Below are 26,380 nucleotides of genomic sequence, written 5' to 3' on the forward strand. Positions count from 1 at the left end.
CACGCGGCGCCGCCGTGAGGCTCGTTTATCCCAGCCGTTCGATCTGGCGGGTCGCCTCGTCGAGGATCGCCGCAATCTCGTGCGCACGGTCCGGGGCGCCTTCCTGCCCGAGCACGCCGCGCAGCGCCATGTGCAGGTTGACCATCGCCCGCTTGACCGGGACGCGCTCGGTACGCGCGCTCCGTTCGCCGAGCTGCGACAATCGCGCGAGCAATGCATCGACCTGCGCGCGCTTCTCGGCGAGCAGCGCGCGGCCCGCGTCGCTGATGGCGAAGCGCTTGCGCGCGCCATCTTCCTTCAGCTCGTCGATGTGGCCGAGCTCGTCGAGCATCGTCAGCGTCGGATAGACCACGCCGGGGCTGGGCGCATAAGCGCCGCCGGTGCGCTTCTCGATCTCGCGAATCAGGTCGTAGCCGTGGCGCGGCTGCTCCTCGAGCAGAGCGAGCAGGACGAGGCGAAGCTCCTCGCCGTCGAACATGCGCCGCCGGCCGCCGCGCTGGCCGAAGCCCTCGCCCTCGGGCCCGAAGTCGCGGGCAAAGCCCCAGCCGCCGCCGCGCCGCATCGCGTCGCGCATGCCGTGATGGCGGCCGTGATGGGTTTTATTCATTCCAAACATAGTGTCTCCATAGGTCTTGATAGCGCTGCGATATATCTTGGGTGTGATGATGACAAGGCCTTGCTGAAATTCTCCGTTGAATTTGTGAGCGCCCGAAAAATGCGGAGCATCATGCCGGGCGTGCGCCGGCATCGCTCCGCCGGATCGGCGCGCTATCGGCCGCGATCGGACGGTAAACCCGGAACAGGGCCGCGGTGGCGCGCAGAACGAGCAGGGCGGCCGCCGGACGTGGCCGCCATCGCCTACGTCCGCTCGGTCTCCTGCCGCGCGAGCCAGGCGACCGCCTCCCGCTCGATCTCCTCCATCTCGACGATGGTCTGCTCGAGCGCGGTCTTCTGCGTGTGGAGATCGGCGAGATGCTCGGCCACGCGCCCGTGCAGGTGGCGCACCTGCTCGATATGCTGCGGATCGACGCCGTAGAGGTCGAGGAACTCCTTGATCTCGCGGATCGAGAAACCCAGCCGTTTGCCGCGCAGGATCAGGTGCATGCGCGCGACCTCACGCCGGGTGTAGACGCGCATCGTGCCGATGCGTTGCGGGTCGATCAGGCCGCGATCCTCGTAGAAACGCAACGTCCGCTGGGTGACGCCCAGCTCGCGCGCGACATCCTGGATGCCGCGCAGCTCCGTATCGCCGTCCGCCGTCATTGCAGCGCGGCTGCGCGCGCCGCCTCTTCCGCCACCAGCTCCTTCTTGGAAAGCTTGCCGATCAACGTCTTGGGCAGGCTGTCGCGAAGCTCGATCTCGCGCGGCATCTCGATCTTGTTCAGGCGATCCTTCAGGAACGTGCACAATGTCTCGGTCGTCACCTGTTCCCCCGGCTTCAGCGCCACGAACGCCTTGGGCGCCTGCCCGCGATAGCCATCCGGCACGCCGATCACCACCGCTTCGGCCACCGCCGGATGTTCGTAGAGCGCATCCTCGATGATGCGCGGATAGACGTTGTAGCCGCCGCACAGGATCAGATCCTTGATGCGATCGACCAGGAACAGATAGCCGTCCGCATCGAAGTAACCGACGTCGCCGGTGCGCAGCGCGCCGTCGATGAACACCGCGCGCGTATCCTCGGGCCGGTTCCAATAGCCCGTCATCACCTGCGGGCCGCGCACGCACACCTCGCCGCGCTCACCCTGCGGCAACAGCCGCGTCGGATCGGTCAGGTCACGAATCTCCAGCACCGTCGCCGGGAAAGCGGGGCCGCAGCTATTGTCCTTCACCACCCCGTCCAGCGGGTTGCAGGCGATGATCGGCGCCGCCTCGGACAGGCCATAGCCCTCGACCACGCGCACGCCGGTCGCGGTCTCGAAAGCGTGGCGGATCTCAAGCGGCAAGGGCGCGCCGCCCGAAATACACACGCGCACGCTGCCGAGCGCGGCGAGCTTCGGGCGCGGCATCCGCGACAGCGCATTGTAAAGCGTCGGCACGCCGAAGAACTGGGTCGGCCGGGTCCGTTTCGCGGTAGCGAGGAAGCTCTTCATGTCGAAGCGCGGCAGCAGGATCATCTCGGCTGCCGTATCGACCGAATAATTGAGCACGCAGGTGAGCGCGAACACGTGGAACAGCGGCAGCACGCCCAAAGTGCGCTCCTGCGTCTCGGGCGGATGGCCGACATGTACCACCATCTGCGCGCTGTTGGCGGCGAGGTTGGCGTGGGTGAGCATCGCCCCCTTGGGCACGCCAGTGGTGCCGCCGGTATATTGCAGCACCGCCAAGTCGTCGGGGCGGATCACGACCGGATCGGGCGCGGCATCGCCCGCGACCAGATCGGCCCAGAGCACGTGCACCGCATCCTCGGGCACGCGCGCTTGATCCTTGCGCTTGAACAGGCGGAAGCCGAGCGCCTTCATCGGCGGCAGCATTCCGGTCATCGGGCAGACGACGATATGGTCGAGCCCCGTCTCCGCCGCGAGCGCCACGACCTTTTCGTGGATCAGCTTGAGATCGGGCACGATCATCACGTGCGTGCCGCTGTCGGTGATCTGGTGGCGCAACTCGCGCTCGACGTAGAGCGGGTTGAAGTTCACCACCACGCCGCCGGCGCGCAGGATCGCGAAGTAGAAGATCACGAAAAAGGGGCAGCTCGGCAGGCACAGGCCGACGCGCGTGCCGGGGGTGACGCCGATATCCTGCAGCCCGCGCGTCGCGCGCGACACTTCGGCGCCCAGTTCCCCATAGGTCCAGCGGCGGCCCATGAAGTCGATCGCCACGCGCGTGCCGTGCTGCGCGACCGCCCGATCGAGCAGGTCGGTCAGGCGGCGCGGCGCGATCGGCGGCGGCGCCAGCGCGTCATCCGCCTGCGTCGCGCCGATCATGGCCGCCGCGCCCATCAGAAGGCCAGCCGGGCGCCAAGCGCGGCCACGACCGCATGCGCCTTGTCGAGTTCGCCATTCACCAGGATCGGCGTCTGCACGACCGTCCCCGCATAGGCCGCGGTGGTGCGATTGATCGCCGCATTCTTGAAATCGATGTAGCTCACCGCTGCATCGAGCGTGATGCCGTGGCCGATCGTGTAGCTGGTGCCGGTGGCGAAGTTCCAGCGACTGCTGTCGGGCACGCGCGCGTCGCGCTGGCCGTCGCGGGTCGGCGATTGGTCGCGCTGCACGCCGGCGCGAACCGTCCACGCCGGAGTCATCGCGAAATCGACGCCGCCGGCATAGCTCCAGGTGTTGCCGTAATTCTCGGGAATGGCGGCATTCAGCGGATAGCCGAGGCGGATGTCGTCGAACTTGTTCCAGCCGAAGCGGACGACCTGGCCATTCAGCGTCAGCCGGTCGGTCGCGCGCAGCCGCACGCTGCCGATCGCCTGCCACGGCGTCGTGAACCGCGCCTGCGTCACGACGCGCCCGTTCGAACCGGCGAGCGGCCCGAGCAGGCCGGCGGTGGTGACGGTGCCGTTGAGCTGATGCTCGATCGCCGACTTGTAGGACAGGCCGATCGACAGCGGGCCGCGGCGGAACTGGCCGCCGACCGTCCAGCCGACGTCGACGCCGTGGCCCCGCAGCGTCTGATGCCCGTCCGCCAGCAGCGGCGACAGATTGGGCAGGAAATTGGAGAGGCTCGCCTTGGCATATTCGACGTTGAGCCCCGCGCCAAGGCTGATGCCCGGCGCCGGCATCCACGCGATCGACGGCTGGACATCGATCGTACGCAGGTTGGTCTTGTCGGCGGAGTAGCGCGCCCAGCTGTCGCTGTCGTAGTTGGTGGTGAAGTTATAGGGCGCGGTGATCGCGAGTCCGACCGCGAACTTGGGCGACAAGGCATAGGCGACCGCGCCCGACGGCACGACGCCGTTGTTGATCGGATTGTGCGCGCTGCCATTGCCGCCCACCGCAGCCGGCGCCTGGCCGGGGCGCACGATCACCGTGCCCTTATTGTCGACCTGTCCGCGCGGCAGCACCGCGCTCGCGCCGATCACGGCATCGCCGCCGCTCATCCCGCCGATCGAGGCCGGGTTCCACCACAAGGATGCCGCGCCCTGATCGGCGCCCTCGCCGGAAAAGGCCCGGCCGGCGCCGCGCACCGACTGTTCCTGCAGATAGAAAGCGGCGGCATGAACGGGCCCGGCCGCGCCGACGACGGCGAGCGGGACACCGGCAAGCAGGAACGCACGGACGGTCAGCTCTTTCATCATTCTCTCCAGTCGTATCTTTTTTTGTATTCGGCAGTCCGCTCAGGCCGTCAGGGGCTGCGCGTCCACGTCTGCGTCTTGCACAGCGGCCAGATGATGCAGCCGCGCACCTTGAGATGATCGGGGTCGAGCGGGATCAAAGTCGCCTGATAGGTGGCGCCATCCTCGCCATTGTAGACCGAGCCGCCGGTCCACTGGCCGTCGCGCAGGGTGAAGCCCGTCAGGATCTCCACGCCCTTGATCGGCCGGCTGCGCAGCTTCGGATCACGATTGTTGACGTCGAGCAGGCCAGGATTGGCGCGGATGCCGTCCGAGTCGACCAGGCGGCCGCACACCGACGATCCGCAGCGTGCGATCTCGACCACGCCGTGCCGCGTCTCGGTCATCCAGCGACCGATCGCACTCTCGGGCGCGACGGCCGCAGCGGCCGCCATCAGCAGAAACATCTCTCGTCTCCTCCGTCCGTCCGGTCACTGCCGGACGGTCCGTCGACGGCATCACCCGCCGTAGTCCGCACATTCTTGCCCCAAAAAACAGTTGACGTATAGGGAAATCAGCGCACCTTTAGGAACGAATGCGACGGATGCTGATCCGCCGCGATGGAGAGGTTGATTCGAATGCGCGACGTCGTGATCGCGGGCTATGCCCGTTCCCCATTCCATCTCGCGGGCAAGGGCGCGCTGGCTCGGATCCGGCCCGACGACCTCGCCGCGCAGGTGATCCGGGGCCTGATCGAGCGCACCGGGATCGATCCGGCCGACATCGAGGACATCATCCTCGGCTGCGCCTTTCCGGAGGGCGAGCAGGGCCTCAACGTGGCGCGCCTGATCGGCCTGCTCGCCGATCTGCCGCTCTCGGTGGGCGGCATGACGGTCAACCGCTTCTGCGGCTCGTCGATGAGCGCGATCCACATCGCGATGGGCCAGATCCAGATCGGCGCGGGCGAGGCGTTCGTCTGTGCCGGGGTCGAATCGATGAGCCGGGTGCCGATGATGGGCTTCAACCCGCTGCCCAACCCGACGCTCGCGGGCAAGAATGCCGGCGCTTACATGGGGATGGGCGAAACCGCCGAGAATGTCGCGACCCGCTACCAGATCACGCGCGGCGAGCAGGAGGCATTCGCTGTTTCGAGCCAGCGGAAAGCGGCCGCCGCGCAGCAGGGCGGCCGGCTCGCCGACGAGATCGTGCCGATCGAGACCAAGGCGGGCACGGTCAGCGAGGACGGCACGTTGCGCCCCGATACCAGTGCCGAGGGGCTCGCCGGGCTCAAGCCGGCATTCGACCAGAATGGTTCGGTCACCGCCGGCACGTCCTCGCCGCTCACCGACGGCGCGTCGGCGGTGCTGGTGACGAGCGAGGATTATGCCCGCGCGCACGGCCTGCCGATCCTCGCGCGGATCAAGGCCGTCGGCATTGCCGGCTGCGCGCCCGAGGTGATGGGCATCGGGCCGGTCGGCGCATCGCTCAAGGCGCTGGCGCGCGCCGGGGTCGACGCCGGCGCGCTCGACGTGATCGAACTGAACGAGGCGTTCGCGAGCCAGGCGCTCGCTTGCATGCGCGACCTCGGGCTCGATCAGGCGAAGGTCAATGTCGATGGCGGCGCGATCGCGCTCGGCCATCCGCTCGGCGCGACCGGCGCGCGGATCGTCGGCAAGGCTGCGGCGATCCTGAAGCGCGACGGCGGCCGCTACGCGCTCGCCACCCAGTGCATCGGCGGCGGCCAGGGCATCGCCACCGTGCTGGAGGCGGCCGAATGAGCGACGCCCCCGCAATCAAGAAGGTCTGCGTGATCGGCGCGGGCACCATGGGTGCGGGCATCGCCGCGCACGTCGCCAATGCCGGCGTGCCGGTGCTGTTGCTCGACATCGTGCGCGATCCCGCGCGGCGCAGCGGCGTGGCCGAAGATGCGGTCGCGAAACTGCTCAAGACCGATCCGGCGCCGTTCATGACGCCCAAGGCCGCCAAGCTGGTCGAGACCGGCAATATCGAGGACGATCTGGCGCGCGTCGCCGACTGCGACTGGGTCGTCGAGGCGGTGATCGAACGGCTCGACATCAAGCAGGATCTCTACGCCAAGCTCGAGGCGCATCGCCGCCCCGGCACGGCGGTCTCGTCGAACACCTCGACCATCCCGCTGGCGAAGCTGATCGCGGGGCGATCCGACGCGTTCGCGCGCGATTTCCTCATCACCCACTTCTTCAATCCGCCGCGCTACATGCGGCTGCTGGAGATCGTCACCGGGCCGCAGACCGATCCCGCGCTGGCGGCGCGAGTGGAGGCGTTCGCCGACCACATGCTCGGCAAGACGATCGTGCATGCCAAAGATACGCCCGGCTTCATCGCCAATCGCATCGGCACCTACTGGATCCAGTGTGGGCTCAACGCGGCGTTCGAGCTCGGCCTGACGGTCGAGGAAGCGGATGCGGTCGCGGGCAAGCCGATGGGAGTGCCGAAGACCGGCATCTTCGGGCTGGTCGATCTGGTCGGCATCGATCTGATGCCGCATCTGCAGAAGAGCCTGACCGACACGCTGCCGGCCGACGATGCCTATCATGCGATCGCGAAGAGCCACCCGCTGATCGAGCGGATGATCGCCGAGGGGCTGACCGGCCGCAAGGGCAAGGGCGGCTTCTACCGGATCAACCGCGCGATGGAGAAACGCCGCGAGGCGATCGACCTCGCCACCGGCGATTATCGCGCGATGGAAAAGCCCGCGGGGCTCAGCGGCGCCGCCGCCAAGGGCGATCTCGCCGCCTTGCTGGCGACGAAGGGCAAGCTGGGTGCCTATGCCTGGGCGGTGCTCGGGTCGACTTTGGCCTATGCCGCGAGCCTCGTGCCGCAGGCCGCCGACGACGTGGTCGCGATCGATGACGCGATGAAGCTCGGCTACAATTGGAAATATGGTCCGTTCGAGCTGATCGACCGGATCGGCGCGAGCGCGCTCGCCGGCCGGCTGGCGGGGGAAGGTGCGCCGGTGCCGGCGATGCTGACGCTGGCTGGCGAGCGAAACTTCTACCGCGTCGAGGGCGGAAAGCGCCAATATCTCGCGCTGGACGGCGCCTATCACGATGTCGTCCGACCGGCGGGCGTGGTGACGCTGGCCGACATCAAGCTCGCGTCGCAGCCCTTGCTGAAGAACGGATCGGCCGCCTTGTGGGACGTCGGCGACGGCGTCGCGGCGCTCGAATTCACCGGCAAGATGAACGCACTCGACGGCGAGGTGATGAAGCTGATCGGGCAGGCGATCCCGCTCGTCCAGAAAAGCTTCAAGGCGCTGGTCGTCTATAACGAAGGCAGCCATTTCTCGGCGGGCGCGAACCTCGGCCTCGCCATGTTCGCGCTCAACATCGCCGCTTATGGCGAGGTGGAGAAGCTCGTCGCCGGTGGGCAGAAGGCCTATAAGGCACTGAAATATGCGCCCTTCCCCGTCGTCGGCGCGCCCGCCGGCATGGCGCTGGGCGGCGGCTGCGAGATATTGCTCCATTGCGACGCGGTGCAGGCGCATGCCGAGCTTTACATGGGGCTGGTCGAGTGCGGCGTCGGGCTGATCCCCGGCTGGGGCGGCTGCGGCGAGATGCTGACGCGCTGGCGCGACGCGCCCGCCATGCCGCACGGCCCGATGCCGGCGGTCGCGAAGGTGTTCGAGACGGTCTCGACCGCCACCGTCTCCAAGTCGGCGGCGCAGGCGAAGGAATTGATGTTCCTGAAGCCCGGCGACGGCATCACCATGAACCGCGACCGCCTGCTCGCCGACGCCAAGGCCAGAGCGCTCGCGCTGGCCGAGGATTATCAGGCCCCCAAGCCGCCCGAATTCAGGCTGCCCGGCAAGAGCGGGCGGGTCGGCCTCGGCATGGCGGCCGAAGGCTTCCGCAAGCGCGGGCTCGCCACCGATTACGACATGGTGGTGTCGGATGCGCTGGCGGGCGTGCTGACCGGCGGCCCGGCCGATCTGGTCGACACGGTCAGCGAGGCGGACATGCTGAAGCTGGAGCGCGAGGCGTTCATGCTGCGCGTCCGCGACCCCCGCACGCTCGCCCGGATCGAGCAGATGCTCGAGACCGGCAAGCCGCTTCGAAATTAGACTGTGATCCCGTTCGCCCTGAGGAGAGGCTGAGCACAGCCGAAGCCTCGTCTCGAAGGGTGCTTCGAGACGGCATTTCGACTTCGCTCAATGCCTCCTCAGCACGAACGGCTGGAAAGGATTGGTGCCATGCAAGTCTATGAAGCGCCGCTGCGCGACATGCGGTTCGTGCTCAACGAGCTGCACCAGGAGGACGGATTCGGCGGGCTCGACGCGCTCGCCGAGTTCACGCCAGACCTGACCGCCGCGATCCTGGAGGAGGCCGGCCGCGTCGCGCGCGACATCCTGCTGCCGCTCAACCGCTCGGGAGACGAGGAAGGGTGCCGGCTGGAGAATGGCGTCGTGCGCACCCCCGCTGGCTTCAAGGACGCTTATGCCCGCTTCCGCGACGGCGGCTGGTGCGCGCTCGCGTCCGATCCGCAATGGGGTGGGCAGGGCCTGCCCGAGACGGTCAACAAGATGACCGAGGAGATGATCTGCGCCGCCAACGTGTCGTTCAGCCTCTATCCGGGCCTGACGCACGGCGCGACCACCGCGATCGAGGGCTATGCCAGCGACGAACTGAAGGCGCTTTATCTCCCGCGCCTCGTGTCGGGCGAATGGTCGGGCACGATGTGCCTGACCGAAGCGCATTGCGGCACCGATCTCGGCCTGCTGCGCACCCGCGCGGTGCCGCAGGGCGACGGCAGCTGCAAGCTGACGGGCTCGAAGATCTTCATCTCGGCGGGCGAACATGACCTGACCGACAACATCATCCACCTCGTGCTTGCGCGGCTGCCCGATGCGCCGGCGGGGGTGAAGGGGATCAGCCTGTTCCTCGTCCCCAAATATCTGCCCAAGGCGGACGGGACGGTCGGCCCGTCGAACGGCGTCGCCTGCGCCGCGATCGAGCACAAGATGGGCCTCAAGGCGTCGGCGACGTGCCAGCTCAATTTCGACGAATCGGTCGGCTGGCTGGTGGGCAAGCCGCACAAGGGCATGGAAGCCATGTTCACGATGATGAACACCGAGCGCGTCTCGGTCGGCGTGCAGGGGCTGGGGATCGGCGAGGCGGCGTATCAGTCGGCGGTCTATTATGCGAAGGATCGCCTGCAGGGCCGGTCGCTCGCGGGCGCCAGGCATCCCGACAAGGCCGCCGACCCGATCATCGTCCACCCCGACGTGCGCCGCATGCTGATGACGATGCGCGCCTATAACGAAGGTTGCCGCGCTCTGTGCGGCTGGGTCAGCCGCGCGCTGGACGCCGAGAAGCATTCGACCGATCCCGAGGTGAAGCAGCGCGCGGGCGATTTCGTCGCGCTGATGACGCCGGTAGTGAAGGCCTTGTTCACCGACATGGGGTTCGAGGCGGCGAACCTGTCGGTGCAGGTCTATGGCGGCCACGGCTACATCCGCGAGAGCGGGGTCGAGCAATATGCGCGCGATGCCCGGATCGCGATGATCTACGAGGGCACGAACGGCATCCAGGCGCTCGACCTCGTCGGGCGCAAGCTGGGTGCGCATATGGGCCGCTATCTGCGATCCTTCTTCCACCCGGTGTCGAACTTCATCGAGGCGCATGCCGAGGACGAGGCGCTCGCGCCGATGATCCAGGCGCTGGCGCAGGCGTTCGGCGCGCTCCAGCTTTCGACCGGCACGATCGCGCAGAAGGGGCTGAAGGATCCGGAGGAAGCGGGCGCGGCGGCGACCGATTATCTGCGCCTGCTGGGGCTGGTCGCGCTGGGCTATTGCTTCGCGCAGGCGAGCAAGGTGGCGCGAGGCAAGCTGGCCGAAGGCACCGACGAGGCGGATTTCTACACCGCCAAGATCGCCACCGCGCAATTCTTCTTCGACCGCATCCTGCCGCAGGCGACCGCCTGCTTCCTCGCGATCAAGAGCGGGAAGGCGTCGATGATGGCGCTGGATGAGACGGCGTTTTGAAGCCTGTGTTTTCGCCCGTTCGTGTTGAGGAGGCATTGAGCGAAGTCGAAATGCCGTCTGGAAGCACCTGCGCAGCCCCTTCGAGACGCCGCTTCGACAGGCTCAGCGGCCCCTCAGGGCGAACGGATTAGGACAAGATCCCATGCCCCTCCCCCAGCAACTCGCCGGCCGCCTCGCGATTCCCGCGATCGTCGCGCCGATGTTCCTCGTCTCGGGGCCGGACCTCGTCGTCGAATGCTGCCGGGCGGGGCTGCTCGGCACCTTCCCCGCGCTCAACCAGCGCACCACCTACGGCTTCGCGGCGTGGCTCGACGCGATCGAGGCGCGGCTCACCCAAACGCCCGGCACCGCTCCCTACGGCGTCAACCTGATCGTCCACCGCAGCAATCCGCGCGTCGAGGCGGATCTCGCCCGCATCGTGCAGCACCGCGTGCCGCTGGTCATCACCTCGCTCGGCGCGGTGCCCGACGTGGTGGCGGCGGTGCACTCCTATGGCGGCCTCGTCTTCCACGACGTCACCAACCTGCGCCATGCCGAGAAAGCGATCGCCGCAGGGGTCGACGGCATCGTCGCAGTCGCGGCCGGTGCGGGCGGCCATGCCGGCACGCTGAGTCCGTTTGCGTTGGTCGCCGAGCTGCGCGCGATGTTCGACGGCACGATCGTGTTGTCGGGCGCGATGAGCGAGGGTCGCCACATCGCCGCCGCCGAAGTGATGGGCGCCGACCTCGCTTATCTCGGCACGCATTTCATCACCGCCGCCGAAAGCATGGCGTCGCCCGAGCAGAAGGCGATGATGCTCGCGTCGCATGCCGCCGACATCGTCTATACCGACACGGTCAGCGGCATTCCGGCCAACTTCCTCGGCCCCAGCCTCGCCGCGCATCAAGGCCATGCCGGCGCGCTCGATCTGGATGCCGAAGCGAAGGCGTGGCGTGACGTCTGGTCGGCCGGGCACGGCGTCGGCGGCGCGCGCGCGGTGCGCGCGGCGGCGGAGATCGCGGCCGAGCTGATCGCGGGCTACAGGGTCGCGCGCACCGCCTGCGCCATCGCCACGACATCGACCGCGAAGCCGATCCACATCGCCGACAGGATCACGCACGACGCGACATAGAGGTAGAAGCGCACCCGCACGCTGCCGCGGCGGACATGGACGAGGCTGTGCGCTGCACGCAAGGCGACGAAGATCCACGCGAGCAGGATCTGCGCATGGCTCGCCTGCCGCATGACGATCAGCAGCGGCACCAGCACGAGGAACAGCACCGGCATCTCGAACAGATTGGCGAGGTTGGCGGCCGGGCGTTCGACCGGGCGGAAATAGGCTTCCCACCCCGCGCGATCGGCGATGTCGGAGCGGGTCGGCGGATGATCGCGGACATGCGCCATCCGCTGGAACCCCATCGTCGCCCACACGACGAAGATCAGCAGCACCAGCGCGAAGGTGGGCCACAGGATCGCGATCGAATTGGGGGTGATCTCCATGCGCCGACGATGCGCCCGTGGCGCGCCCCGCGCAACCGGCTGGCCTCGCGGCCGATGCGGAGCTAAGAGGCGCCGATCCATTCCATCCGGAGACGCCGCGCCGTGGCCGAGCGCATCGCCATCGCATCCGATCACGCCGCCTTCGCGCTGAAGGACGAGCTTGCCGCGTGGCTGCGCGGGCTCGGCCACGACGTGCGCGATCTCGGCCCGACGAGCGACGCGCGCGTCGACTATCCCGATTACGGCTATGCCCTCGCGCAGGCGATTGCCGACGGCGACGCGGCATACGGCATCGCCTTGTGCGGATCGGGCATCGGCATCTCGATCGCGGTCAACCGCCACCCCGCCGCGCGCTGCGCGCTCATCTCCGATCCCTATGCCGCGACGCTCGCGCGCGAGCATAACGACGCCAACGTGCTGGCGATGGGCGCACGCCTGATCGGCGTCGACATGGCCAAGGCGTGCGTCACGGCTTTCCTGTCCACCCCATTCGCCGGCGACCGCCACACGGCCCGCGTCGCCAAGCTCACTAATCCCCGTTTCGAGAAGGAACCCGCATGAGCAGCAACCCCAGCGCGTCGACCGAGGTGCAGCCCGATGGCTTCTTCACGCGCGGGCTGGCCGCCGCCGATCCCGCCGTCTTCGCCGGCCTGACCCACGAGATTGCGCGCGAGAAGAAGCAGATCGAGCTGATCGCGTCGGAGAATATCGTCTCCAAGGCGGTGCTGGAGGCGCAGGGCTCGGTCTTCACCAACAAATATGCCGAGGGCTATCCCGGCAAGCGTTACTATCAGGGCTGTCACCCCTCCGACGAGGTGGAGCAGCTGGCGATCGACCGCGCCAAGCAATTGTTCGGCTGCGGCTTCGCCAACGTCCAGCCGCATTCGGGCGCACAGGCCAACGGCGCGGTGATGCTGGCGCTGACCAAGCCGGGCGACACGATCATGGGCCTCAGCCTCGATGCCGGCGGCCACCTGACCCACGGCGCCAAGGCGGCGATGTCGGGCAAGTGGTTCAACGCCGTGCAATATGGCGTGACGCGCGACACCCACCTGATCGACTATGATGCGGTCGCGGCGATGGCGCGCCAGCACCAGCCGCGGCTCATCATCGCCGGCGGATCGGCCTATCCGCGCCACATCGACTTCGCGCGTTTCCGTGCGATCGCCGACGAGGTGGGGGCGCTGTTCATGGTCGACATGGCGCATTTTGCCGGGCTCGTCGCAGGCGGTGTCCACCCGACGCCGTTCGGCCATGCCCAGGTCGTCACCACCACCACGCACAAGACGCTGCGCGGGCCGCGCGGCGGCGCGGTCTTCACCGACGACGAGGCCATCGCCAAGAAGATCAATTCGGCGGTGTTCCCCGGCCTGCAGGGCGGCCCGCTGATGCACGTCGTCGCTGCCAAGGCGGTGGCGTTCGGCGAGGCGCTGCAGCCCGACTTCAAGAGCTATGCGCGCGCTGTGGTCGAGAATGCCAAGGCGCTGGCGGCACGGCTGGAGGAGCGCGGCGCGAAGATCGTCTCGGGCGGCACCGACACCCACCTGGCGCTCGTCGATCTCACCCCGCTCGGCGTCACCGGCAAGGATGCCGACGAGGCGCTGGAGCGCGCCGGCATCACCTGCAACAAGAACGGCATCCCGTTCGATCCGCTGCCCCCGGTCAAGACCAGCGGCATCCGCGTCGGCTCGCCCGCGGGCACCACGCGCGGCTTCGGCCCGGCCGAGTTCCGCGAGATCGCCGACATGATCGCCGACGTGCTCGACGGCCTGTCGAAGAATGGCGAGGCGGGCGACGCACAGGTGGAGCAGGCAGTGCGGACCCGCGTCGAGGCGCTGTGCGACCGCTTCCCGATCTATCCGGAGCTTTGATTGCGCTGCCCGTTCTGCGCCCATCCCGATAGCCAGGTGAAGGATAGCCGTCCGACCGAGGACGGCGCCTCGATCCGCCGCCGCCGCCAGTGCGAGGGCTGCGGCGCGCGCTTCTCGACGTTCGAGCGGGTGCAACTGCGCGAGCTGACCGTCATCAAGAAGGATGGCGACCGCCAGCCGTTCGACCGCTCGAAGCTCGAACGCTCGATCGCGGTCGCCGCGCGCAAGCGGCCGATCAAGACCGAACAGATCGAGCGGATGGTGTCGGGCATCCAGCGCCAGCTTGAGACATCGGGCGAGAGCGAGGTCCAGGCGGGGCGCGTCGGCGAGATGGTGATGGACGGGCTGCAGCGCCTCGATCCGGTCGCGTACATTCGCTTCGCCAGCGTCTACAAGGATTTCCGCGAGGCCAAGGATTTCGAGGCGTTCGCCGGGACGGTGGCCGAGGCGGCGGAGCGGGAGGAGTGAACGTCCCGCCCCCCGCAATCGTCCTCGTCCGCCCGCAGCTTGGCGAGAATATCGGCAAGGCGGCGCGCGCCATGCTCAATTTCGGGCTCACCGACCTGCGGCTCGTCGCGCCACGCGACGGCTGGCCGAACCCCGGCGCCGGGCCCGCCGCCTCGGGCGCGGACATCGTGCTGGAGCGCGCGCGCGTGTTCGACAGCGTGGCGGATGCGGTCGCGGATTGCGCGCACGTCTTCGCGACCACCGTCCGCAGGCGCGGCGTCACCAAGCCGGTGATCGGGCCGGACGAGGCCGCCGTCGCGATCCGTGCCGAGCCCGGCGGCAGCGCGGTGCTGTTCGGACCCGAGCGGTCGGGGCTGGAGACCGACGACGTCGCGATCGCGCGCACCATCCTGACCGTGCCGATCAATCCCGAGTTCGGCAGCCTGAACCTCGCGCAGGCGGTGATCCTCGTCGCCTACGAATGGTCGAAGGGCGCGAACCTTGCCCAGCCGCCCGCGACCGAGCTCGATCCGCCGGCGCCGCAGGCCGAGCTCGACGGCATGATCGACCAGATCGACGCGATGCTGGAGGAAGCCGGCTTTTTCTTCCCGCCCGATCGCACGCCCACGACCAAGCGGATGCTGCGGACGCTCCTCACCAAGCCCGGCTGGAACACGCACGAGGTGCGCACCCTGCGCGGCGTGCTGACCGCGCTCGATCGGCCGCGCCGGCGCGGTCAGCCGCGGGCGTCGAACGCCTCCAGCTCGTAGGCGATCGACGCCTCGACCAGCACCTCCCACACCGCTTCGGCGATCGCCGGCGGCCAGCCCAGCCGCGCGGCCTCGGCGGACGCATTGGCGATGACCGCCGCCTTGCGCGGCTCGTCGCGGACGCGATCGCGCGACGGCTTGATGCGGGCGGCAGCGCGCATGTAGCCGAAGCGCGTCGCCAGCAGCGCCACCATTTCGCGGTCGAGGGCGTCGACGCCGGCGCGGACCTCGACCATATCGGAGCATCGTTCGGGCGGGAGGACGGTGGTCATCTCCCGCGCATAGCGCGCGGCGCGCGACCCGCAACCTTGACTCGGCGGCGCGATCCGCTAAAGGCCCGCGCTTCGCAATTGACCCCGCACTCCGGTGAAGCGGCGGTCCTGCTCGTCCCGAAAGGGCGGTGGCGCGGTTCCGGGCTGGGATCAGGGCATGTCGCCCGGGTCACGCAATTGAAGGACTGATCATGTCGAAGCGCAGCAGCGCCAAGTACAAGCTCGACCGTCGCATGGGCGAGAATATCTGGGGCCGTCCGAAGTCCCCGGTGAACAAGCGCGAATATGGCCCTGGCCAGCACGGCCAGCGCCGCAAGGGCAAGGCGACCGATTTCGGTATCCAGCTCAAGGCGAAGCAGAAGCTGAAGGGCTATTACGGCGACGTCACCGAGAAGCAGTTCAAGAAGGCCTATACCGAGGCGAGCCGCCTGAAGGGCGACACCAGCCAGAACCTGATCGGCCTGCTCGAGCGCCGCCTCGACGCGGTGGTGTATCGCGCCAAGTTCACGCCGACCATCTTCTCGGCGCGCCAGCTCGTCAGCCACGGCCACGTTCGCGTCAACGGCGTGAAGTGCAACATCGCCAGCCGCCTGGTGAAGCCGGGGGACGAGATCACTTTGGGCACCAAGGCGCAGGAAATGGCGCTGGTGATGGAGGCGCAGGGCCTCTCCGAGCGTGAGATCCCCGATTATGTCGGCGCCGACGGTGCGGCGAAGGTCACCTTCATCCGCGTGCCGACGCTCGACGAGGTGCCCTATCCGGTGAAGATGGAGCCGAACCTGGTCGTCGAATTCTACTCGCGCTGATCCTTCGCGATATCGGCGGGAATGGGGCGGTCCGGCAACAGGCCGCCCTTTTTCTTTGCCCTGCGGCTATCGTTTGAGAGCGCTCTTCAGGAAGGCGTCGCTCTTTGCGAGCATGTCAGTACGCGCGGCCGAATCGTCGAGATAATGGTCGAGGCCCGGGTAGATCACCAATTCGTGCGTCTTGCCCGCCCGCGCCAGCGCGGCGTCCATCATCCGCGATTGCACCACATAGACGTTGCGATCGGTATCGCCCTGGAAGATCAGCACCGGCGCCTTGAAGCGATCGGCATTCTGGGCGGGCGAGCCTTCACGGACATGTGCACCGGCGCCGATGAAATCGGCCGAGAAATTATAGTTCGTGAAATTGCGATATTGCTCTTTCAACTGGGCCAGATCGGTCACCGGCGCGACCGCGACGACCGCCTTGAACAGATCGGGCTTCAGCACCTGCGCCTGCAGCGCCGCATAGCCGCCATAGGACCAGCCGAAGATGGCCAAGCGCGCGGGATCGGCAATGCCCTGCTTGACCAGCCAGTGACCGGCATCGGCCACATCGGTGATCGCGACCTTCCACTGGCGGAAGCCTTCGTTCTTGAACCAGGCGTCGCCATAGCCGGCCGAACCGCGGAACTGCGGCTGAAGCACGGCATAGCCTTGTGCGACGAAGAACTGGACCAGCCAGTCGAAACCCCAGCTGTCGCGCGCGCTCGGCCCGCCGTGCGGCAGCACGATCGCGGGAATATTCTTGCCGGATGAGCCCGGCGGCAGCGTCAGATATGCGGGGATCGGCGTGCCGTCCGCGCCGGGATAGGTGATTGCGCGCATCGGCGCGAGCGCCATCCCCTCGAGCTGCGGGCGCACCAGCATGAGCTCGGTCAGTTTGCGGGTCGGCCGGTCGAACCAATAATAGCGCCCGGGGTCGGTATCGCTTCCGGCCCAGATCAGCAGCTTCGTCTCGTCGTCGCTAGCGCCGGCGAAGTTGATCATCGTGCCCTTCGGCAGCGCGTGGCCGAGCGCCGCAGCCAGCGCCTTCAGATCGGGATCGAAATAGATCGCCTCGCTGCGATCCGATTCGAACGTCGCGCCGACGATCCGCCGCGCGCGACCCAGCCGCAGCAGCGACCCGACATCGAAGCGCGGGTTGGAATAGACCAGATCCTCGCGCAAGCTGTTCGCCAGATCGACCTTCACCAGCGCGCGCCGCCCGTCGATCTTGCGGTAAGCGTAAACCGTGTCCGACTTGGGATCGACCGCGATCGGGTTGAGCCCGCTTTCGTCGACCACGTCGTAACTTCCGAACGGCGTCCAGCCGCCCCCGCCCGCCGCGCGATAGGAATAGTTGATCTTGCGACCCATCATCTGGCTGGAATTGGCGGGAGGCTGGATTCCCATCAGCCGGACGTGGCCGATCCCGTCGGTGACGTAGTCGACCGCGTTCAACACGCCGGTCTGCACCACCGTCCGGCTGAGCGACATCGTGTCGACCCGCTGCACGCCAAGCCCGTCGCGCTTCTCGGCAATACGGGATGCGACCTTGTCCTCCGGCACGAAATCATGCTGCACGAGGATGGTGTTGGCCGTGCCGGGCATCCAGTCGAGCACCTCGCCGCCGTAAAGGGTCCACCGGCGCTGATAGAGGCTCTCGTTGTTGGACAGCATCTTCACGTCACTGCCATCGGCGTTGATCGCGATCAGCCGGTTGACGGTGAACACGTTGATGTCAGATTTTACCGTCGCGTAGACCTGGCACACCAATCGCGCGTTCGACACCCAGTCGCAACTCGACAGGCGCTGTGCCTTGCCGTCGGTTCCGACCGCGCGACGCGGCTCGCCGTCGGGCAGCGCGACCGTGTAGAGCGCGGAGCCCTGCCCACCCACCGGCGCGATGTAAGCGAGGTGCATACCATCTGGCGAGAGGCTGACATGCTCAATGCTCGGCCGCACGCCAAACCGTGGTGCGGCATCGGTGCCGCCCGGCGTGGCCGCCGGCTGCGTCCATGCCGCTGTCGCTACGCCGGCGAGCGCCAGCGTCATCATGCTTTTCCCGATCATCGCCCCTCGCTCGGCGCGCTCCCTCCGCGCCGAGCATCTTTGTTGCACTGCCGCAAGCAACTGCCAAGACCCGGTCGCGAGCTTGGCAACGAGGCACGGTCAGTTCGCCTTTTCGCGCGCGAAGAAGACGCCCAGCAGCGAGCTGGCCAAGCCCTGCAGCGGGCCCAGCCACAGATTCGACTGGTGGAGCAAAGGCAGCGGCGCGGTGCCGACCATCGGCTGGATCAGGATCGGCAAGGCGAGCACCAGCAGATAGAAGATGCTCATCGCCATGCAGACGAGGAACAGTGGCTTCATGCCCGACGGCATGTCGACCGGCTCGGGCTTGGTGAAGGCGCTGACGCCTAGCACGAGCGTCAGCGACGGCACCAGATTGGGGATCAGCCACTGCCACGCCGCTTCGGCATCGTCGCCATAATGGCCGAGGCTGGTCTGCAGGATCATCACCGTCAGCACGAGGCCGCCGCCGACGACCCACGCTAGCATCAACCGCAGGCGATAGGATTGCATCGTGGCTATTCCCCGAGCGCGTGGAGCAACCCCACCTGCTGCAGATGCGTCAGGCCCTGCAGATCGCTCGGCAGGCGCAGGCTGGGCTGCGCGCTGCCGACGCGGCGGAATTCGTAGACCAATGCGACCACGCGGTGCGCCGGCGTGAAGCGCAGCCGCGCATAGGTCTCGGGCAGGTCGGTCGCGCCCGACGACACCAGCTCGCTCGCCGCGTCCGCCGAGAGGCCGCTTCCCGTCTGCGTCACCGGCTGATCGGTCACGACGAAGGCGAGCACGCGATATTGCCCCTCCGGCGCGGTGAACAACGCACGCAGATAATCGCCGAGCGAGAAGCTGCCGAGATGGACCGCCGCGCTATCGTCGATGGTAAAGCGGTCAGGCGCCCAAGACGTGCCGTCGGGCCTGAAGCGCTCCATCCGCGTCACCAGCACGAAGCCGCCGGGCACCCGATACCGCCCGCTCTCGACGAAGCCGATCCTGGCCAGCGCGCGCGTCAGCAGCGTATCGACATAACCGAGCGTAGCGGCGGTCGCGAACGGCTGACGGTCGAGCACGGCGACCGCCGATGCGCGCGGCACCGGCCATGGGAAAGCTGGCAGATCGCTGGTCGCACCGGCGGCAGCGCCGGCGGTCTCGGAATCGGGCGTGACGGCGGGCCTGCCGGGGGCGGTGTGCCCATGATGCGCACCGGATGATGCGCCGATGGAGGGCGGCCGCGACGGCGCCGCAGTTGCCGGGGGAGGCGGCGGCGCAGGTGGCGGAGCCTCGACGGGTTGCGGGGGCGGGGGAGGCGGCGGTGGTGGAGGCAGCGGGCTGCTGCACGCATAGAGCGCCAGGAGGCACAGCAGCAGCAAAGACCGTGATCGCGCCATTCGTCCCCCCAGACTCGGCAGCCCACATGGTTAATCAAATCCTGCAATATCGCAAGCTTGGCCCGTGGCGGCCATATTCGGCGCCGATCGGTGCGCGTGCTGAAACAGAACAGCGCTTGCGGCGCGGGTCCGGCTTTGCAAAGGGCGCGCGCATGTCCAGCACCCGCGCGCCCGCTCTCCGCCAGCCCCCCGAATGGGCGCCGCATGCCAGCGTCTGGATCGGCTGGCCCAGCCATCCCGAGCTGTGGGAGGAGAATCTTGCCCCCGCACAGGCCGAGGTCGCGGGGTTTGCGCGCGCCGTCCATGCGGGGGGCAAGGGCGAGCGGGTGGTGCTGGTCGCGGCGAACGACGCGGCGGCAGCGGAAGCGCGCGCCGCAATGGGTGACGCCGCCGAAGTGGTGGTCGAGCCGTTCGGCGATGTGTGGCTACGCGATACCGGCGCGATCCTGCTCGACGGGGCAGACGGGCTGCGCGCGGCGCGGTTCGGCTTCAACTGGTGGGGCGGCAAATATCACCTGCCCGGCGACGAGGCGGTCGGCGCGCGGCTGGCCGAGGCCGCCGGCTTCGCGATCGACGCGCACGACTGGGTGCTGGAGGGCGGGGCGATCGACGTCGACGGCACCGGCCTCGCCGTCACCACCGAGCAATGCCTGCTCAACCCCAACCGCAATCCCGGCCTGCTGCGCGCCGATATCGAGCGGCGACTGGCCGAGGATCTGGGGCTCGATCGCGTGCTGTGGCTGGGCGAGGGCCTCGCCGAGGATCATACCGACGGCCATGTCGACAATCTCGCGCGCTTCGTCGGCCCGAATCGGTTGGCGATCCCGGTGCCAGCCGACGCCGACGACCCCAATGCCGCCATCTATGCCGATGCCAAGGCGCGTGCCGAGGCGTTCGGCGTCGAAGTGGTGCCGATCCCCTCGCCCGGCCTGACGATGCGTGACGGCGAGATCGTGCCGGCCTCGTACATGAACTTCTACATCGGCAATGCGGCGGTGGTGGTGCCGATCCACGGCATGCCGAACGATGCCGCCGCGGTGGCCGCGATCGGTGCATTTTTCCCCGACCGGGTCGCGGTGGGCGTCCGATCCGATCATGTTCTCAGCGGCGGGGGCAGCTTCCACTGCATCAGTCAGCAGGTGCCGCGCGTGTGATCCAGTTCTGGGTCCGTGCGGCCCTCTCGGGGCTGATCGTGGCGGCGATCGCCACGATCGCGCGGCGTAGTCCGGCGGCGGGCGCGCTGGTCGCCTCGCTGCCGCTGCTGTCGCTGCTCGGCATGATCTGGCTGTGGCACGACACGCACGATCCCGCCCGGCTGGCGGCGCATGTCGAGGCGACCTTCTGGTACGTGCTGCCGTCGCTGCCGATGTTCTTGGTGGTGCCGGCGGCGTTGCGCCACGGCGTCGGCTTCTGGCCGGCGCTCGCCGCCGGTTGCGCGCTGACGATCCTGCTCTATTTCATCACGATCGGCGTCGCCGCGCGTTTCGGCGTCCGCCTGTAGGAACCCCGCCATGACCGAGATCACCGTGGCAGCGCTTCAGCTGGCCTTCGTCGACGACATCGATACGAACATCGCCACCGTATCCGATCTGGTGCGCGAGGCGGCCGGCCGCGGCGCGCAGGTGATCCTGCCGCCCGAACTGTTCGAGGGCCCCTATTTCTGCCGGGTCGAGGACGAAAGCCTGTTCGCCACCGCCAAGCCGGTGGGCGAGCACAAGGCGGTGCTGGCCATGCAGGCGCTCGCGGCCGAACTGGGCGTCACCATCCCCACCAGCTTCTTCGAGGCGGACGGGCCGCATCATTATAACAGCCTCGCCATGGTCGGGCCGGACGGCGCGGTGCAGGGCGTCTATCGCAAGAGCCACATCCCCGACGGCCCGGGCTATGAAGAGAAATTCTACTTCCGCCCCGGCAATACCGGCTTCAAGGTGTGGCCGGGCCCGAAGGGCATCGAGAGCGCGACGCTGGGCGTCGGCGTGTGCTGGGATCAATGGTATCCCGAGACCGCGCGCGCGATGATGCTGATGGGCGCGCAGGTGCTGTTCTACCCGACCGCGATCGGCAGCGAACCGCACGACACCAGCCTCGACACCGCCCGTCTGTGGCGCCGCGCGATGGTGGGGCATGCGGTGTCGAACGTCGTGCCGATCGTCGCCGCCAACCGCGTCGGCACCGAGCATGGCCAGACATTCTACGGCACCAGCTTCATCTGCGACGAGCGCGGCGACATCCTCGCCGAGCTCGGCCGCGAGGAAACCGGCGTCATCACCGCGACGCTCGATCTCGACCGGGTGAAGCGCCACCGCGCCGCCTTCGGCTTCTTCCGCGATCGGCGGCCGGAGCTGTACGGCCGCCTGACGCAGGACATCTGATGGCGCGCGTCGCGTGGCTCGACGGCGCCTTCCTGCCGCTCGAGGATGCCAGGGTGCCGGTGATGGACCGCGGCTTCCTGTTCGCCGACGGCCTCTACGAGGTGACGACGGTGCTCGACGGACGGCTGATCGATTCGGCGTCGCACCTTGCCCGGCTGCAACGCTCGGCCGATGCGCTGGAGATCGCGCTGCCACTGTCACTGGCGGAGATCGAGGCGATCGAGCGCGAACTGATCGCGCGCAATGGCGTCGATCAGGGCACGGTCTATCTCCAGCTGACGCGCGGCGTGGCCGAGCGCAACTTCCTGCCCGCGCCCGATCTGGTTCCCACCCTGCTGATGTTCACCCAGGTCGCGGACATCCTCGGCAGCAAGGTGGCGGAGACCGGGATCGCGGTCGCGACGATGGCGGACATCCGCTGGGCGCGGCGCGACATCAAGAGCGTGATGCTGCTGGCGCAGGTGCTCGCGAAGCGCGCCGCCGCCGCCGCGGGCGCGCAGGAGGCGTGGCTGATCGAGGACGGCTTCGTCACCGAGGGCGCCTCGTCCAGCGCGACGATCCTGACGGCGGACGGCGTGCTCGTGACGCGCCCCGACAGCCACGCCATCCTGCCCGGCTGCACGCGCAACGCGATGCTGCGGCTGGCGGCCGAGGAAGGGCTGGCGATCGAGCATCGCGCCTTCACGCTGAACGAGGCGCTGGCCGCGCGCGAGGCGATGATGACGAGCGCCTCGACCTTCGTCACGCCGATCGTTCGCATCGACGGCGCGCCGATCGGCGACGGCACGCCGGGCCCGGTCGCCGGGCGCCTGCGCGCGCTCTATATCGAAGCGGCACGGGCGCAGGCGCTGTAGGCCAGGCTCCGCTCCCGACGCCTCCGACATCATCCCGGACTTGATCGGGGATCACGCTGTTTCTTGGGCCGCCGGACGTAAGCGAGACTCCGGATCAAGTCCGGGGTGACGAGCTTACCGGAGTGTCCCAACCGTCTAGTCCTCCCGAATAGTCCTGCTACGCTGACGCCTTCCATTGCTGGGGGGCATGGGCATGCGGACGTTGTACCTGTGGTTCCTGCTCGCATTCGCGATCATGGCCTATGGCTTCTCGCCGGACCTGTATGGCGGGTTCGGCCCGCTCGCGCCGGTCGATATCGTGCATGGGGCACTGGCGGTATCGTGGATGGCGCTGCTGGTGGTGCAGAGCTGGCTGATCGGGCACGGCCACTGGCGGCTGCACGGCCGTTTCGGACGCGCGTCGCGTTACCTCACGCCGCTGCTGGTGGGGAGCGCCCTGCTCGTCGTGCGGCAGATGCTGCGCGTGCCGTCGGGCCTGTCGCGGTCGCTGGTGTTGACGCTGGCGTGGGCGGACCTCGTCTCGCTGGTGATCTTCAGCACGCTCTACATCTGCGCGATCGTCTATCGCCGCCGGATGGTGCTGCACGCGCGCTTCATGGCGTGCACCGTCTTCGTCGTGCTGCCGCCCGCTCTCGCCCGGGCCTATGGGCCGCTCTTCCACGGCCTGCGCGCGTCGCTCCAGCCGGCCTATCTGACGGTCGACGCCGCCATGGGGGCGCTGATCCTGTGGGACGCCGCGCACCGCCGCTTCCCTGTGCCCGTTCCGCTGACGCTGGCGGCGATCCTGTTCATCCAGACGACCGCGGGCCACGCGCCCGACTGGCCGGCGTTCGTGGCTTTAGCCCGCCTGCTCGGGCTGCCCGGCTAGTGCCAGAGCGCGGGCGAACACCGCCTCGAACATGTCGGCGGTCAGCACCCCGGTATTCTGGTTGTAGCGCGAGCAGTGATAGCTATCGACCAGCAGCATGCCCGAAGGCAGGCGATGTTCGGCGAGATGCCCGAACCTCGCCTTGGGCAGTCGCCCGCCGAGCGCCTTGACCGCCGATTGATGCGCGATCTGGCCGAGCGCCACCACGATCTTCAGGTTCGGCAGCGCCGCCAGCGCTGACTCGAGGAAGGGGCGGCAGGTTCGGACTTCCTCGGGCGTCGGCTTGTTCTGCGGCGGCAGACACCGCACCGCATTGACGATGATCGCGCCGCGCAGCGTCAGGCCGTCATCCGGCCGGGCGGCGTAAGTGCCCTCGGCCAGCCCGAACTTGAGCAGCGTCTCGTAGAGCAGCGCGCCGGCGAAATCGCCGGTGAACGGGCGGCCGGTGCGGTTCGCACCGTTCATCCCCGGTGCGAGGCCGACGATCGCGAGCCATGCCTCCGGATCGCCGAAGGCGGGCACAGGCGCGTTGAACCAATCGGGATGCGCCGCGCGCTGATCCTCGCGGAAGGCCGCGAGACGCGGGCAGAGCGGGCAATCAACGGGCGGCTCGGCGGCGTGCATCGACCGCGACTAGGCGAGAAGCGTGGCCGCGCCTAGGGCCGGGCCGTGTACGTCTACGTGATCGCGCTCGGATCGAACCGCCGCCACGGGCGCCACGGCGCGCCGCGCGCGGTGCTGGCCGCGGCGGTGGCGGCGCTGTCCGCGCACGGCATCGCGCCGATCCGCATGTCACCGATCGTCGACACGCCCGCGCTGGGGCCCGCCGGCCGGCGCTTCGCCAATGCCGCCCTGCTGGCACGCACCCCGCTGGAACCGCCCGACCTGCTCGCGTCGCTCAAGACGGTCGAGCGGGCGTTCGGCCGGCGGCGCGGTCGGCGTTGGGGCACGCGCGTGCTCGATCTCGATATCCTGCTCTGGTCGGGTGGCGCGTGGCGATCGCGTGCGCTCGCCATTCCCCATGCCGCGCTGGCCGAACGGCGATTCGTGCTCGACCCGCTCGTCTCGATAGCGCCGGATTGGCGGATTCCGTCTGGCGCCAGCGTCCGTCAGCTCCGCGCGCGGTTGACCCGGCCGCTGCCGAACCATAGAGCGCCAGACCGGTCGGGTCCGTAGCTCAGTCGGTAGAGCAAGCGACTTTTAATCGAGAGGTCATGGGTTCGAATCCCATCGGACCCACCAACCTCGACGCGATTAATAGTTCTGGCTGGCGGTGATCGCGGGCGGCGCGACGCTTTCCTCGTCGAGAACCGTCCAAAGTGTGACGGATAGCGCCACTAGCGCGACTGCCAGCAGCAGCATCAGAAGCTTGCCCGCGAGATCGGCCGTTCCCTTTGCCACACCGTACAGCGTGGTGTGCGTGCGCTCGTCGACCGTGCCGTAGAACGACTGGTCATCGGAAACCGATGCCATTTCTTGTCCCCCAAGAACCTGTTGATCTTGGGCCCTGCCCCAAGTGGATCAACTCATACGCTCGGCTCGTCGCGGGAAAAGGGCAATTGATCCTTAACGGAGCAAGATGATCCTTAACGGTGAAAGATGCTGGGTCCGTTCAACTGTTGGCGCGCGCGAAGGCGGCGGCATCCTCGACCTGCGCCGGATCGGGCCGAACGCCGGTATAGAGGATGAACTGCTCGAGCGCCTGCAGGACCGCGATCTCAGTCCCGGTGATGCAGCGCTTTCCTCGCAGTCGCGCCTCGCGCAGCAACGGCGTCTCGGGCGGATATTGCACCGCATCGAGCGCCACGTCGCACGCGTCGATCATGGCCACGGGAAAAGCGAGCGCGTCGGCATCGGCGCCGGTCATGCCGAGCGGCGTCACGTTCACGATCAATGGCGCCGTTTCGGTTGGTTCTGCGCTCCAATCGAAGCCGTACGGCTCTGCAAGCGCGCGGCCGGCGGCTTCGTTGCGCGCGACGATCATGCCGTCGCGGAACCCGCTGTCGCGCAGCGCCGCCGCGACCGCCTTGGCCATGCCCCCCGATCCGCGCAACACGAAGCGCGTCGCCGGATCGATGCCGGCGATCAATGCGACCACCGCGGCATAATCGGTATTGTGCCCGGTCAGCCGCCCGTCATCGTTGACGATGGTGTTGACGCTGTCGATCGCCGCCGCGGTGGGGCCAAGCCCGTCGAGCAACGGAATCACCGCCTCCTTGAATGGCATCGATATGGCGCAGCCGCGGATCGACAGCGCGCGGATGCCGCCGATCGCCGCTGGCAGATCGGTGGTCGAGAAGCTCTTGTAGAGATAATCGAGCCCGGTCAGCTCGTAGAGCCGGTTGTGGAAGCGCGTGCCGAAATTGCCCGGTCGGGCCGAGAGCGACATGCACAGCCGCGTGTCGCGGCCGATCAGCGGCTTGCCGGGCATCAGCGCTGCACCGCCGTGAATGCCGTCGCATCGTTCCGCTTCGTCACGTCCGTGCCTCCGATCGCTGCTATGACCGGCCCATAGCCGTCGCCGGCGGCGTGATGCACGCGGAATGTGCGCCGCGACTGTTCCACTTTCTCGAACGAAAGCGCCGATCTTATCCCACTGCCCGAAATGTCCCGGCGGTGCGATCCATGCTGCCACCAGACAGGAGTGACCGCGATGATCGAGACCCCGCAGCTTTCCCGGCTCGAATGGTCGGCCGTGGCGATCGCGCTCAAGGATGCCGGCCGGAGCGGCTGCGATAGCGAAGCGGCGCGGCCGGGTCTGATCGCGCGCAGCGCCGCCGCTCTGTTCGGCCTGCGCCGCGCCAACCCGCTGGCGGACGACCGGCTTGAGGCGGTCCGCCATTTCGTCTGCGCGAGTCGGCGGCGGCGCGCGACCGCGACCGATCTTGCGCCTTCGCTGGCAGCGCAGGGCTTCAACGCGGCGCAGATCGACGCGCTCGCCTTGCTCTCGCTGTAAGGATGCG

Annotated in this window: 29 protein-coding genes and 1 tRNA gene; 17 read left to right on the top strand and 13 right to left on the bottom strand. The window is 68.2% G+C overall.

The features are described 5' to 3' along the window. Nucleotides 1-25: 25 nt before the first annotated feature. From K8P63_RS19845 to K8P63_RS19865, 5 genes are all read right to left on the bottom strand, one after another. On the bottom strand, nt 26-607 hold the full coding sequence (locus tag K8P63_RS19845; protein WP_223797698.1) for a PadR family transcriptional regulator: 582 nt from the start codon (nt 605-607) through the stop codon (nt 26-28). A gap of 251 nt (nt 608-858) precedes the next feature. Further along, a complete protein-coding gene (locus K8P63_RS19850) occupies nt 859-1,263 on the bottom strand; it encodes a MerR family transcriptional regulator (protein WP_223797699.1) in 405 nt (134 codons plus the stop codon). Next, a complete protein-coding gene (locus tag K8P63_RS19855) occupies nt 1,260-2,942 on the bottom strand; it encodes a long-chain-fatty-acid--CoA ligase (RefSeq protein ID WP_223797700.1) in 1,683 nt (560 codons plus the stop codon). Before K8P63_RS19855 ends, K8P63_RS19850 begins: the two co-directional genes overlap by 4 nt. Further along, nucleotides 2,942-4,243, bottom strand: a complete 1,302-nt coding sequence (locus K8P63_RS19860; protein ID WP_223797701.1) for an OmpP1/FadL family transporter — start codon at nt 4,241-4,243, stop codon at nt 2,942-2,944. Before K8P63_RS19860 ends, K8P63_RS19855 begins: the two co-directional genes overlap by 1 nt. A 50-nt stretch (nt 4,244-4,293) precedes the next feature. Beyond that, complete coding sequence (locus K8P63_RS19865) at nt 4,294-4,689, bottom strand: DUF2147 domain-containing protein (RefSeq protein ID WP_223797702.1); 396 nt, start codon at nt 4,687-4,689, stop codon at nt 4,294-4,296. Between the two features lie 171 nt (nt 4,690-4,860). Between K8P63_RS19865 and K8P63_RS19870 the strand changes: the two genes are divergently transcribed. The 4 genes from K8P63_RS19870 (at nt 4,861) to K8P63_RS19885 (ending at nt 11,355) form a co-directional block, all read left to right on the top strand. Then, nucleotides 4,861-6,000 carry a thiolase family protein gene (locus tag K8P63_RS19870; RefSeq protein WP_223797703.1) on the top strand — a complete coding sequence of 380 codons (1,140 nt, stop codon included), beginning with the start codon at nt 4,861-4,863 and terminating at the stop codon, nt 5,998-6,000. Continuing rightward, nucleotides 5,997-8,324 (top strand): 3-hydroxyacyl-CoA dehydrogenase/enoyl-CoA hydratase family protein, encoded by a 2,328-nt coding sequence (locus K8P63_RS19875; RefSeq protein WP_223797704.1) that lies wholly within the window; start codon nt 5,997-5,999, stop codon nt 8,322-8,324. The genes K8P63_RS19870 and K8P63_RS19875 overlap by 4 nt, the downstream gene beginning before the upstream one ends. Before the next feature lie 129 nt (nt 8,325-8,453). Further along, nucleotides 8,454-10,244: an acyl-CoA dehydrogenase C-terminal domain-containing protein gene (locus K8P63_RS19880; RefSeq protein ID WP_223797705.1), complete on the top strand. Its 1,791-nt coding sequence runs from the start codon at nt 8,454-8,456 to the stop codon at nt 10,242-10,244. A gap of 142 nt (nt 10,245-10,386) precedes the next feature. Continuing rightward, on the top strand, nt 10,387-11,355 hold the full coding sequence (locus tag K8P63_RS19885) for an NAD(P)H-dependent flavin oxidoreductase (RefSeq protein ID WP_223797706.1): 969 nt from the start codon (nt 10,387-10,389) through the stop codon (nt 11,353-11,355). Here K8P63_RS19885 and K8P63_RS19890 read toward each other — a convergent pair. Next, a complete protein-coding gene (locus K8P63_RS19890; RefSeq protein ID WP_223797707.1) occupies nt 11,262-11,723 on the bottom strand; it encodes an MAPEG family protein in 462 nt (153 codons plus the stop codon). The genes K8P63_RS19885 and K8P63_RS19890 overlap by 94 nt on opposite strands. 102 nt (nt 11,724-11,825) lie before the next feature. On the opposite strand from K8P63_RS19890, the gene rpiB reads away from it, so the two are divergent. Genes rpiB through K8P63_RS19910 form a run of 4 tightly spaced genes read left to right on the top strand, consistent with a single transcriptional unit; the run spans nt 11,826 to nt 14,811 of the window. Further along, complete coding sequence (gene rpiB, locus K8P63_RS19895) at nt 11,826-12,284, top strand: ribose 5-phosphate isomerase B (RefSeq protein WP_223797708.1); 459 nt, start codon at nt 11,826-11,828, stop codon at nt 12,282-12,284. After that, complete coding sequence (gene glyA / locus K8P63_RS19900; protein ID WP_223797709.1) at nt 12,281-13,594, top strand: serine hydroxymethyltransferase; 1,314 nt, start codon at nt 12,281-12,283, stop codon at nt 13,592-13,594. The genes rpiB and glyA overlap by 4 nt, the downstream gene beginning before the upstream one ends. After that, nucleotides 13,595-14,062, top strand: a complete 468-nt coding sequence (nrdR, locus tag K8P63_RS19905) for a transcriptional regulator NrdR (RefSeq protein ID WP_223797710.1) — start codon at nt 13,595-13,597, stop codon at nt 14,060-14,062. It abuts the gene before it with no gap. Continuing rightward, the gene (locus K8P63_RS19910) at nt 14,059-14,811 is read left to right on the top strand and encodes an RNA methyltransferase (protein ID WP_223797711.1); all 753 of its coding nucleotides are present in this window, start codon (nt 14,059-14,061) and stop codon (nt 14,809-14,811) included. Before nrdR ends, K8P63_RS19910 begins: the two co-directional genes overlap by 4 nt. On the opposite strand, the gene K8P63_RS19915 is transcribed toward K8P63_RS19910, so the two are convergent. Then, nucleotides 14,778-15,083 carry a chorismate mutase gene (locus K8P63_RS19915; RefSeq protein WP_223797712.1) on the bottom strand — a complete coding sequence of 102 codons (306 nt, stop codon included), beginning with the start codon at nt 15,081-15,083 and terminating at the stop codon, nt 14,778-14,780. The genes K8P63_RS19910 and K8P63_RS19915 overlap by 34 nt on opposite strands. Nucleotides 15,084-15,274: 191 nt before the next feature. On the opposite strand from K8P63_RS19915, the gene rpsD reads away from it, so the two are divergent. Continuing rightward, complete coding sequence (gene rpsD, locus K8P63_RS19920; RefSeq protein ID WP_223797713.1) at nt 15,275-15,889, top strand: 30S ribosomal protein S4; 615 nt, start codon at nt 15,275-15,277, stop codon at nt 15,887-15,889. A gap of 66 nt (nt 15,890-15,955) precedes the next feature. On the opposite strand, the gene K8P63_RS19925 is transcribed toward rpsD, so the two are convergent. The 3 genes from K8P63_RS19925 to K8P63_RS19935 form a co-directional block, all read right to left on the bottom strand. Beyond that, the gene (locus K8P63_RS19925) at nt 15,956-17,941 is read right to left on the bottom strand and encodes an alpha/beta hydrolase family protein (RefSeq protein ID WP_223797714.1); all 1,986 of its coding nucleotides are present in this window, start codon (nt 17,939-17,941) and stop codon (nt 15,956-15,958) included. 99 nt (nt 17,942-18,040) lie between these two features. Next, entirely contained in the window at nt 18,041-18,451 is a 411-nt protein-coding gene (locus tag K8P63_RS19930; RefSeq protein WP_223797715.1) for a hypothetical protein, read from the bottom strand. 5 nt (nt 18,452-18,456) lie between these two features. Next, nucleotides 18,457-19,005 carry a hypothetical protein gene (locus K8P63_RS19935; protein ID WP_223797716.1) on the bottom strand — a complete coding sequence of 183 codons (549 nt, stop codon included), beginning with the start codon at nt 19,003-19,005 and terminating at the stop codon, nt 18,457-18,459. Nucleotides 19,006-19,475: 470 nt separating this feature from the next. On the opposite strand from K8P63_RS19935, the gene K8P63_RS19940 reads away from it, so the two are divergent. From K8P63_RS19940 to K8P63_RS19960, 5 genes are all read left to right on the top strand, one after another. Further along, on the top strand, nt 19,476-20,477 hold the full coding sequence (locus tag K8P63_RS19940; protein WP_223797717.1) for an agmatine deiminase family protein: 1,002 nt from the start codon (nt 19,476-19,478) through the stop codon (nt 20,475-20,477). Next, nucleotides 20,474-20,824 (top strand): DUF3147 family protein, encoded by a 351-nt coding sequence (locus K8P63_RS19945; RefSeq protein WP_223797718.1) that lies wholly within the window; start codon nt 20,474-20,476, stop codon nt 20,822-20,824. The genes K8P63_RS19940 and K8P63_RS19945 overlap by 4 nt, the downstream gene beginning before the upstream one ends. A 10-nt stretch (nt 20,825-20,834) precedes the next feature. Continuing rightward, a complete protein-coding gene (gene aguB / locus K8P63_RS19950) occupies nt 20,835-21,695 on the top strand; it encodes an N-carbamoylputrescine amidase (RefSeq protein WP_223797719.1) in 861 nt (286 codons plus the stop codon). Beyond that, entirely contained in the window at nt 21,695-22,549 is an 855-nt protein-coding gene (locus K8P63_RS19955; RefSeq protein WP_223797720.1) for a D-amino-acid transaminase, read from the top strand. Before aguB ends, K8P63_RS19955 begins: the two co-directional genes overlap by 1 nt. Nucleotides 22,550-22,742: 193 nt before the next feature. Continuing rightward, complete coding sequence (locus tag K8P63_RS19960) at nt 22,743-23,417, top strand: hypothetical protein (RefSeq protein WP_223797721.1); 675 nt, start codon at nt 22,743-22,745, stop codon at nt 23,415-23,417. Here the strand turns inward: K8P63_RS19960 and K8P63_RS19965 are convergent. After that, nucleotides 23,388-24,041, bottom strand: a complete 654-nt coding sequence (locus tag K8P63_RS19965; RefSeq protein WP_223797722.1) for a uracil-DNA glycosylase — start codon at nt 24,039-24,041, stop codon at nt 23,388-23,390. The two genes, K8P63_RS19960 and K8P63_RS19965, sit on opposite strands and share 30 nt — an antisense overlap. A gap of 45 nt (nt 24,042-24,086) precedes the next feature. On the opposite strand from K8P63_RS19965, the gene folK reads away from it, so the two are divergent. Beyond that, nucleotides 24,087-24,593, top strand: coding sequence for a 2-amino-4-hydroxy-6-hydroxymethyldihydropteridine diphosphokinase (gene folK / locus K8P63_RS19970; RefSeq protein ID WP_223797723.1), 507 nt, complete (start codon nt 24,087-24,089; stop codon nt 24,591-24,593). Next, nucleotides 24,584-24,659: transfer RNA gene (locus K8P63_RS19975), tRNA-Lys, on the top strand. The genes folK and K8P63_RS19975 overlap by 10 nt, the downstream gene beginning before the upstream one ends. A 12-nt stretch (nt 24,660-24,671) precedes the next feature. On the opposite strand, the gene K8P63_RS19980 is transcribed toward K8P63_RS19975, so the two are convergent. Further along, nucleotides 24,672-24,890 carry a hypothetical protein gene (locus K8P63_RS19980; protein WP_223797724.1) on the bottom strand — a complete coding sequence of 73 codons (219 nt, stop codon included), beginning with the start codon at nt 24,888-24,890 and terminating at the stop codon, nt 24,672-24,674. Nucleotides 24,891-25,029: 139 nt separating this feature from the next. Next, entirely contained in the window at nt 25,030-25,848 is an 819-nt protein-coding gene (locus K8P63_RS19985; RefSeq protein WP_223797725.1) for a shikimate 5-dehydrogenase, read from the bottom strand. A gap of 222 nt (nt 25,849-26,070) precedes the next feature. Here K8P63_RS19985 and K8P63_RS19990 point away from each other — a divergent pair, with 222 nt between their 5' ends. Further along, on the top strand, nt 26,071-26,373 hold the full coding sequence (locus tag K8P63_RS19990; RefSeq protein ID WP_223797726.1) for a hypothetical protein: 303 nt from the start codon (nt 26,071-26,073) through the stop codon (nt 26,371-26,373). Nucleotides 26,374-26,380: the final 7 nt, after the last annotated feature.

The sequence above is a fragment of the Sphingomonas nostoxanthinifaciens genome (genome assembly GCF_019930585.1).
GTDB classification, from domain to species: domain Bacteria; phylum Pseudomonadota; class Alphaproteobacteria; order Sphingomonadales; family Sphingomonadaceae; genus Sphingomonas_I; species Sphingomonas_I nostoxanthinifaciens.

Coding starts and splice junctions, on each gene's coding strand:
- K8P63_RS19845 (WP_223797698.1), bottom strand. CDS start 607: ATGAATAAAACCCATCACGGCCGCCATCACGGCATGCGCGACGCGATG.
- K8P63_RS19850 (WP_223797699.1), bottom strand. CDS start 1,263: ATGACGGCGGACGGCGATACGGAGCTGCGCGGCATCCAGGATGTCGCG.
- K8P63_RS19855 (WP_223797700.1), bottom strand. CDS start 2,942: ATGGGCGCGGCGGCCATGATCGGCGCGACGCAGGCGGATGACGCGCTG.
- K8P63_RS19860 (WP_223797701.1), bottom strand. CDS start 4,243: ATGAAAGAGCTGACCGTCCGTGCGTTCCTGCTTGCCGGTGTCCCGCTC.
- K8P63_RS19865 (WP_223797702.1), bottom strand. CDS start 4,689: ATGTTTCTGCTGATGGCGGCCGCTGCGGCCGTCGCGCCCGAGAGTGCG.
- K8P63_RS19870 (WP_223797703.1), top strand. CDS start 4,861: ATGCGCGACGTCGTGATCGCGGGCTATGCCCGTTCCCCATTCCATCTC.
- K8P63_RS19875 (WP_223797704.1), top strand. CDS start 5,997: ATGAGCGACGCCCCCGCAATCAAGAAGGTCTGCGTGATCGGCGCGGGC.
- K8P63_RS19880 (WP_223797705.1), top strand. CDS start 8,454: ATGCAAGTCTATGAAGCGCCGCTGCGCGACATGCGGTTCGTGCTCAAC.
- K8P63_RS19885 (WP_223797706.1), top strand. CDS start 10,387: ATGCCCCTCCCCCAGCAACTCGCCGGCCGCCTCGCGATTCCCGCGATC.
- K8P63_RS19890 (WP_223797707.1), bottom strand. CDS start 11,723: ATGGAGATCACCCCCAATTCGATCGCGATCCTGTGGCCCACCTTCGCG.
- glyA (WP_223797709.1), top strand. CDS start 12,281: ATGAGCAGCAACCCCAGCGCGTCGACCGAGGTGCAGCCCGATGGCTTC.
- K8P63_RS19915 (WP_223797712.1), bottom strand. CDS start 15,083: ATGACCACCGTCCTCCCGCCCGAACGATGCTCCGATATGGTCGAGGTC.
- rpsD (WP_223797713.1), top strand. CDS start 15,275: ATGTCGAAGCGCAGCAGCGCCAAGTACAAGCTCGACCGTCGCATGGGC.
- K8P63_RS19925 (WP_223797714.1), bottom strand. CDS start 17,941: ATGATCGGGAAAAGCATGATGACGCTGGCGCTCGCCGGCGTAGCGACA.
- K8P63_RS19930 (WP_223797715.1), bottom strand. CDS start 18,451: ATGCAATCCTATCGCCTGCGGTTGATGCTAGCGTGGGTCGTCGGCGGC.
- K8P63_RS19940 (WP_223797717.1), top strand. CDS start 19,476: ATGTCCAGCACCCGCGCGCCCGCTCTCCGCCAGCCCCCCGAATGGGCG.
- aguB (WP_223797719.1), top strand. CDS start 20,835: ATGACCGAGATCACCGTGGCAGCGCTTCAGCTGGCCTTCGTCGACGAC.
- K8P63_RS19955 (WP_223797720.1), top strand. CDS start 21,695: ATGGCGCGCGTCGCGTGGCTCGACGGCGCCTTCCTGCCGCTCGAGGAT.
- K8P63_RS19960 (WP_223797721.1), top strand. CDS start 22,743: ATGCGGACGTTGTACCTGTGGTTCCTGCTCGCATTCGCGATCATGGCC.
- K8P63_RS19965 (WP_223797722.1), bottom strand. CDS start 24,041: ATGCACGCCGCCGAGCCGCCCGTTGATTGCCCGCTCTGCCCGCGTCTC.
- K8P63_RS19980 (WP_223797724.1), bottom strand. CDS start 24,890: ATGGCATCGGTTTCCGATGACCAGTCGTTCTACGGCACGGTCGACGAG.
- K8P63_RS19985 (WP_223797725.1), bottom strand. CDS start 25,848: ATGCCCGGCAAGCCGCTGATCGGCCGCGACACGCGGCTGTGCATGTCG.
- K8P63_RS19990 (WP_223797726.1), top strand. CDS start 26,071: ATGATCGAGACCCCGCAGCTTTCCCGGCTCGAATGGTCGGCCGTGGCG.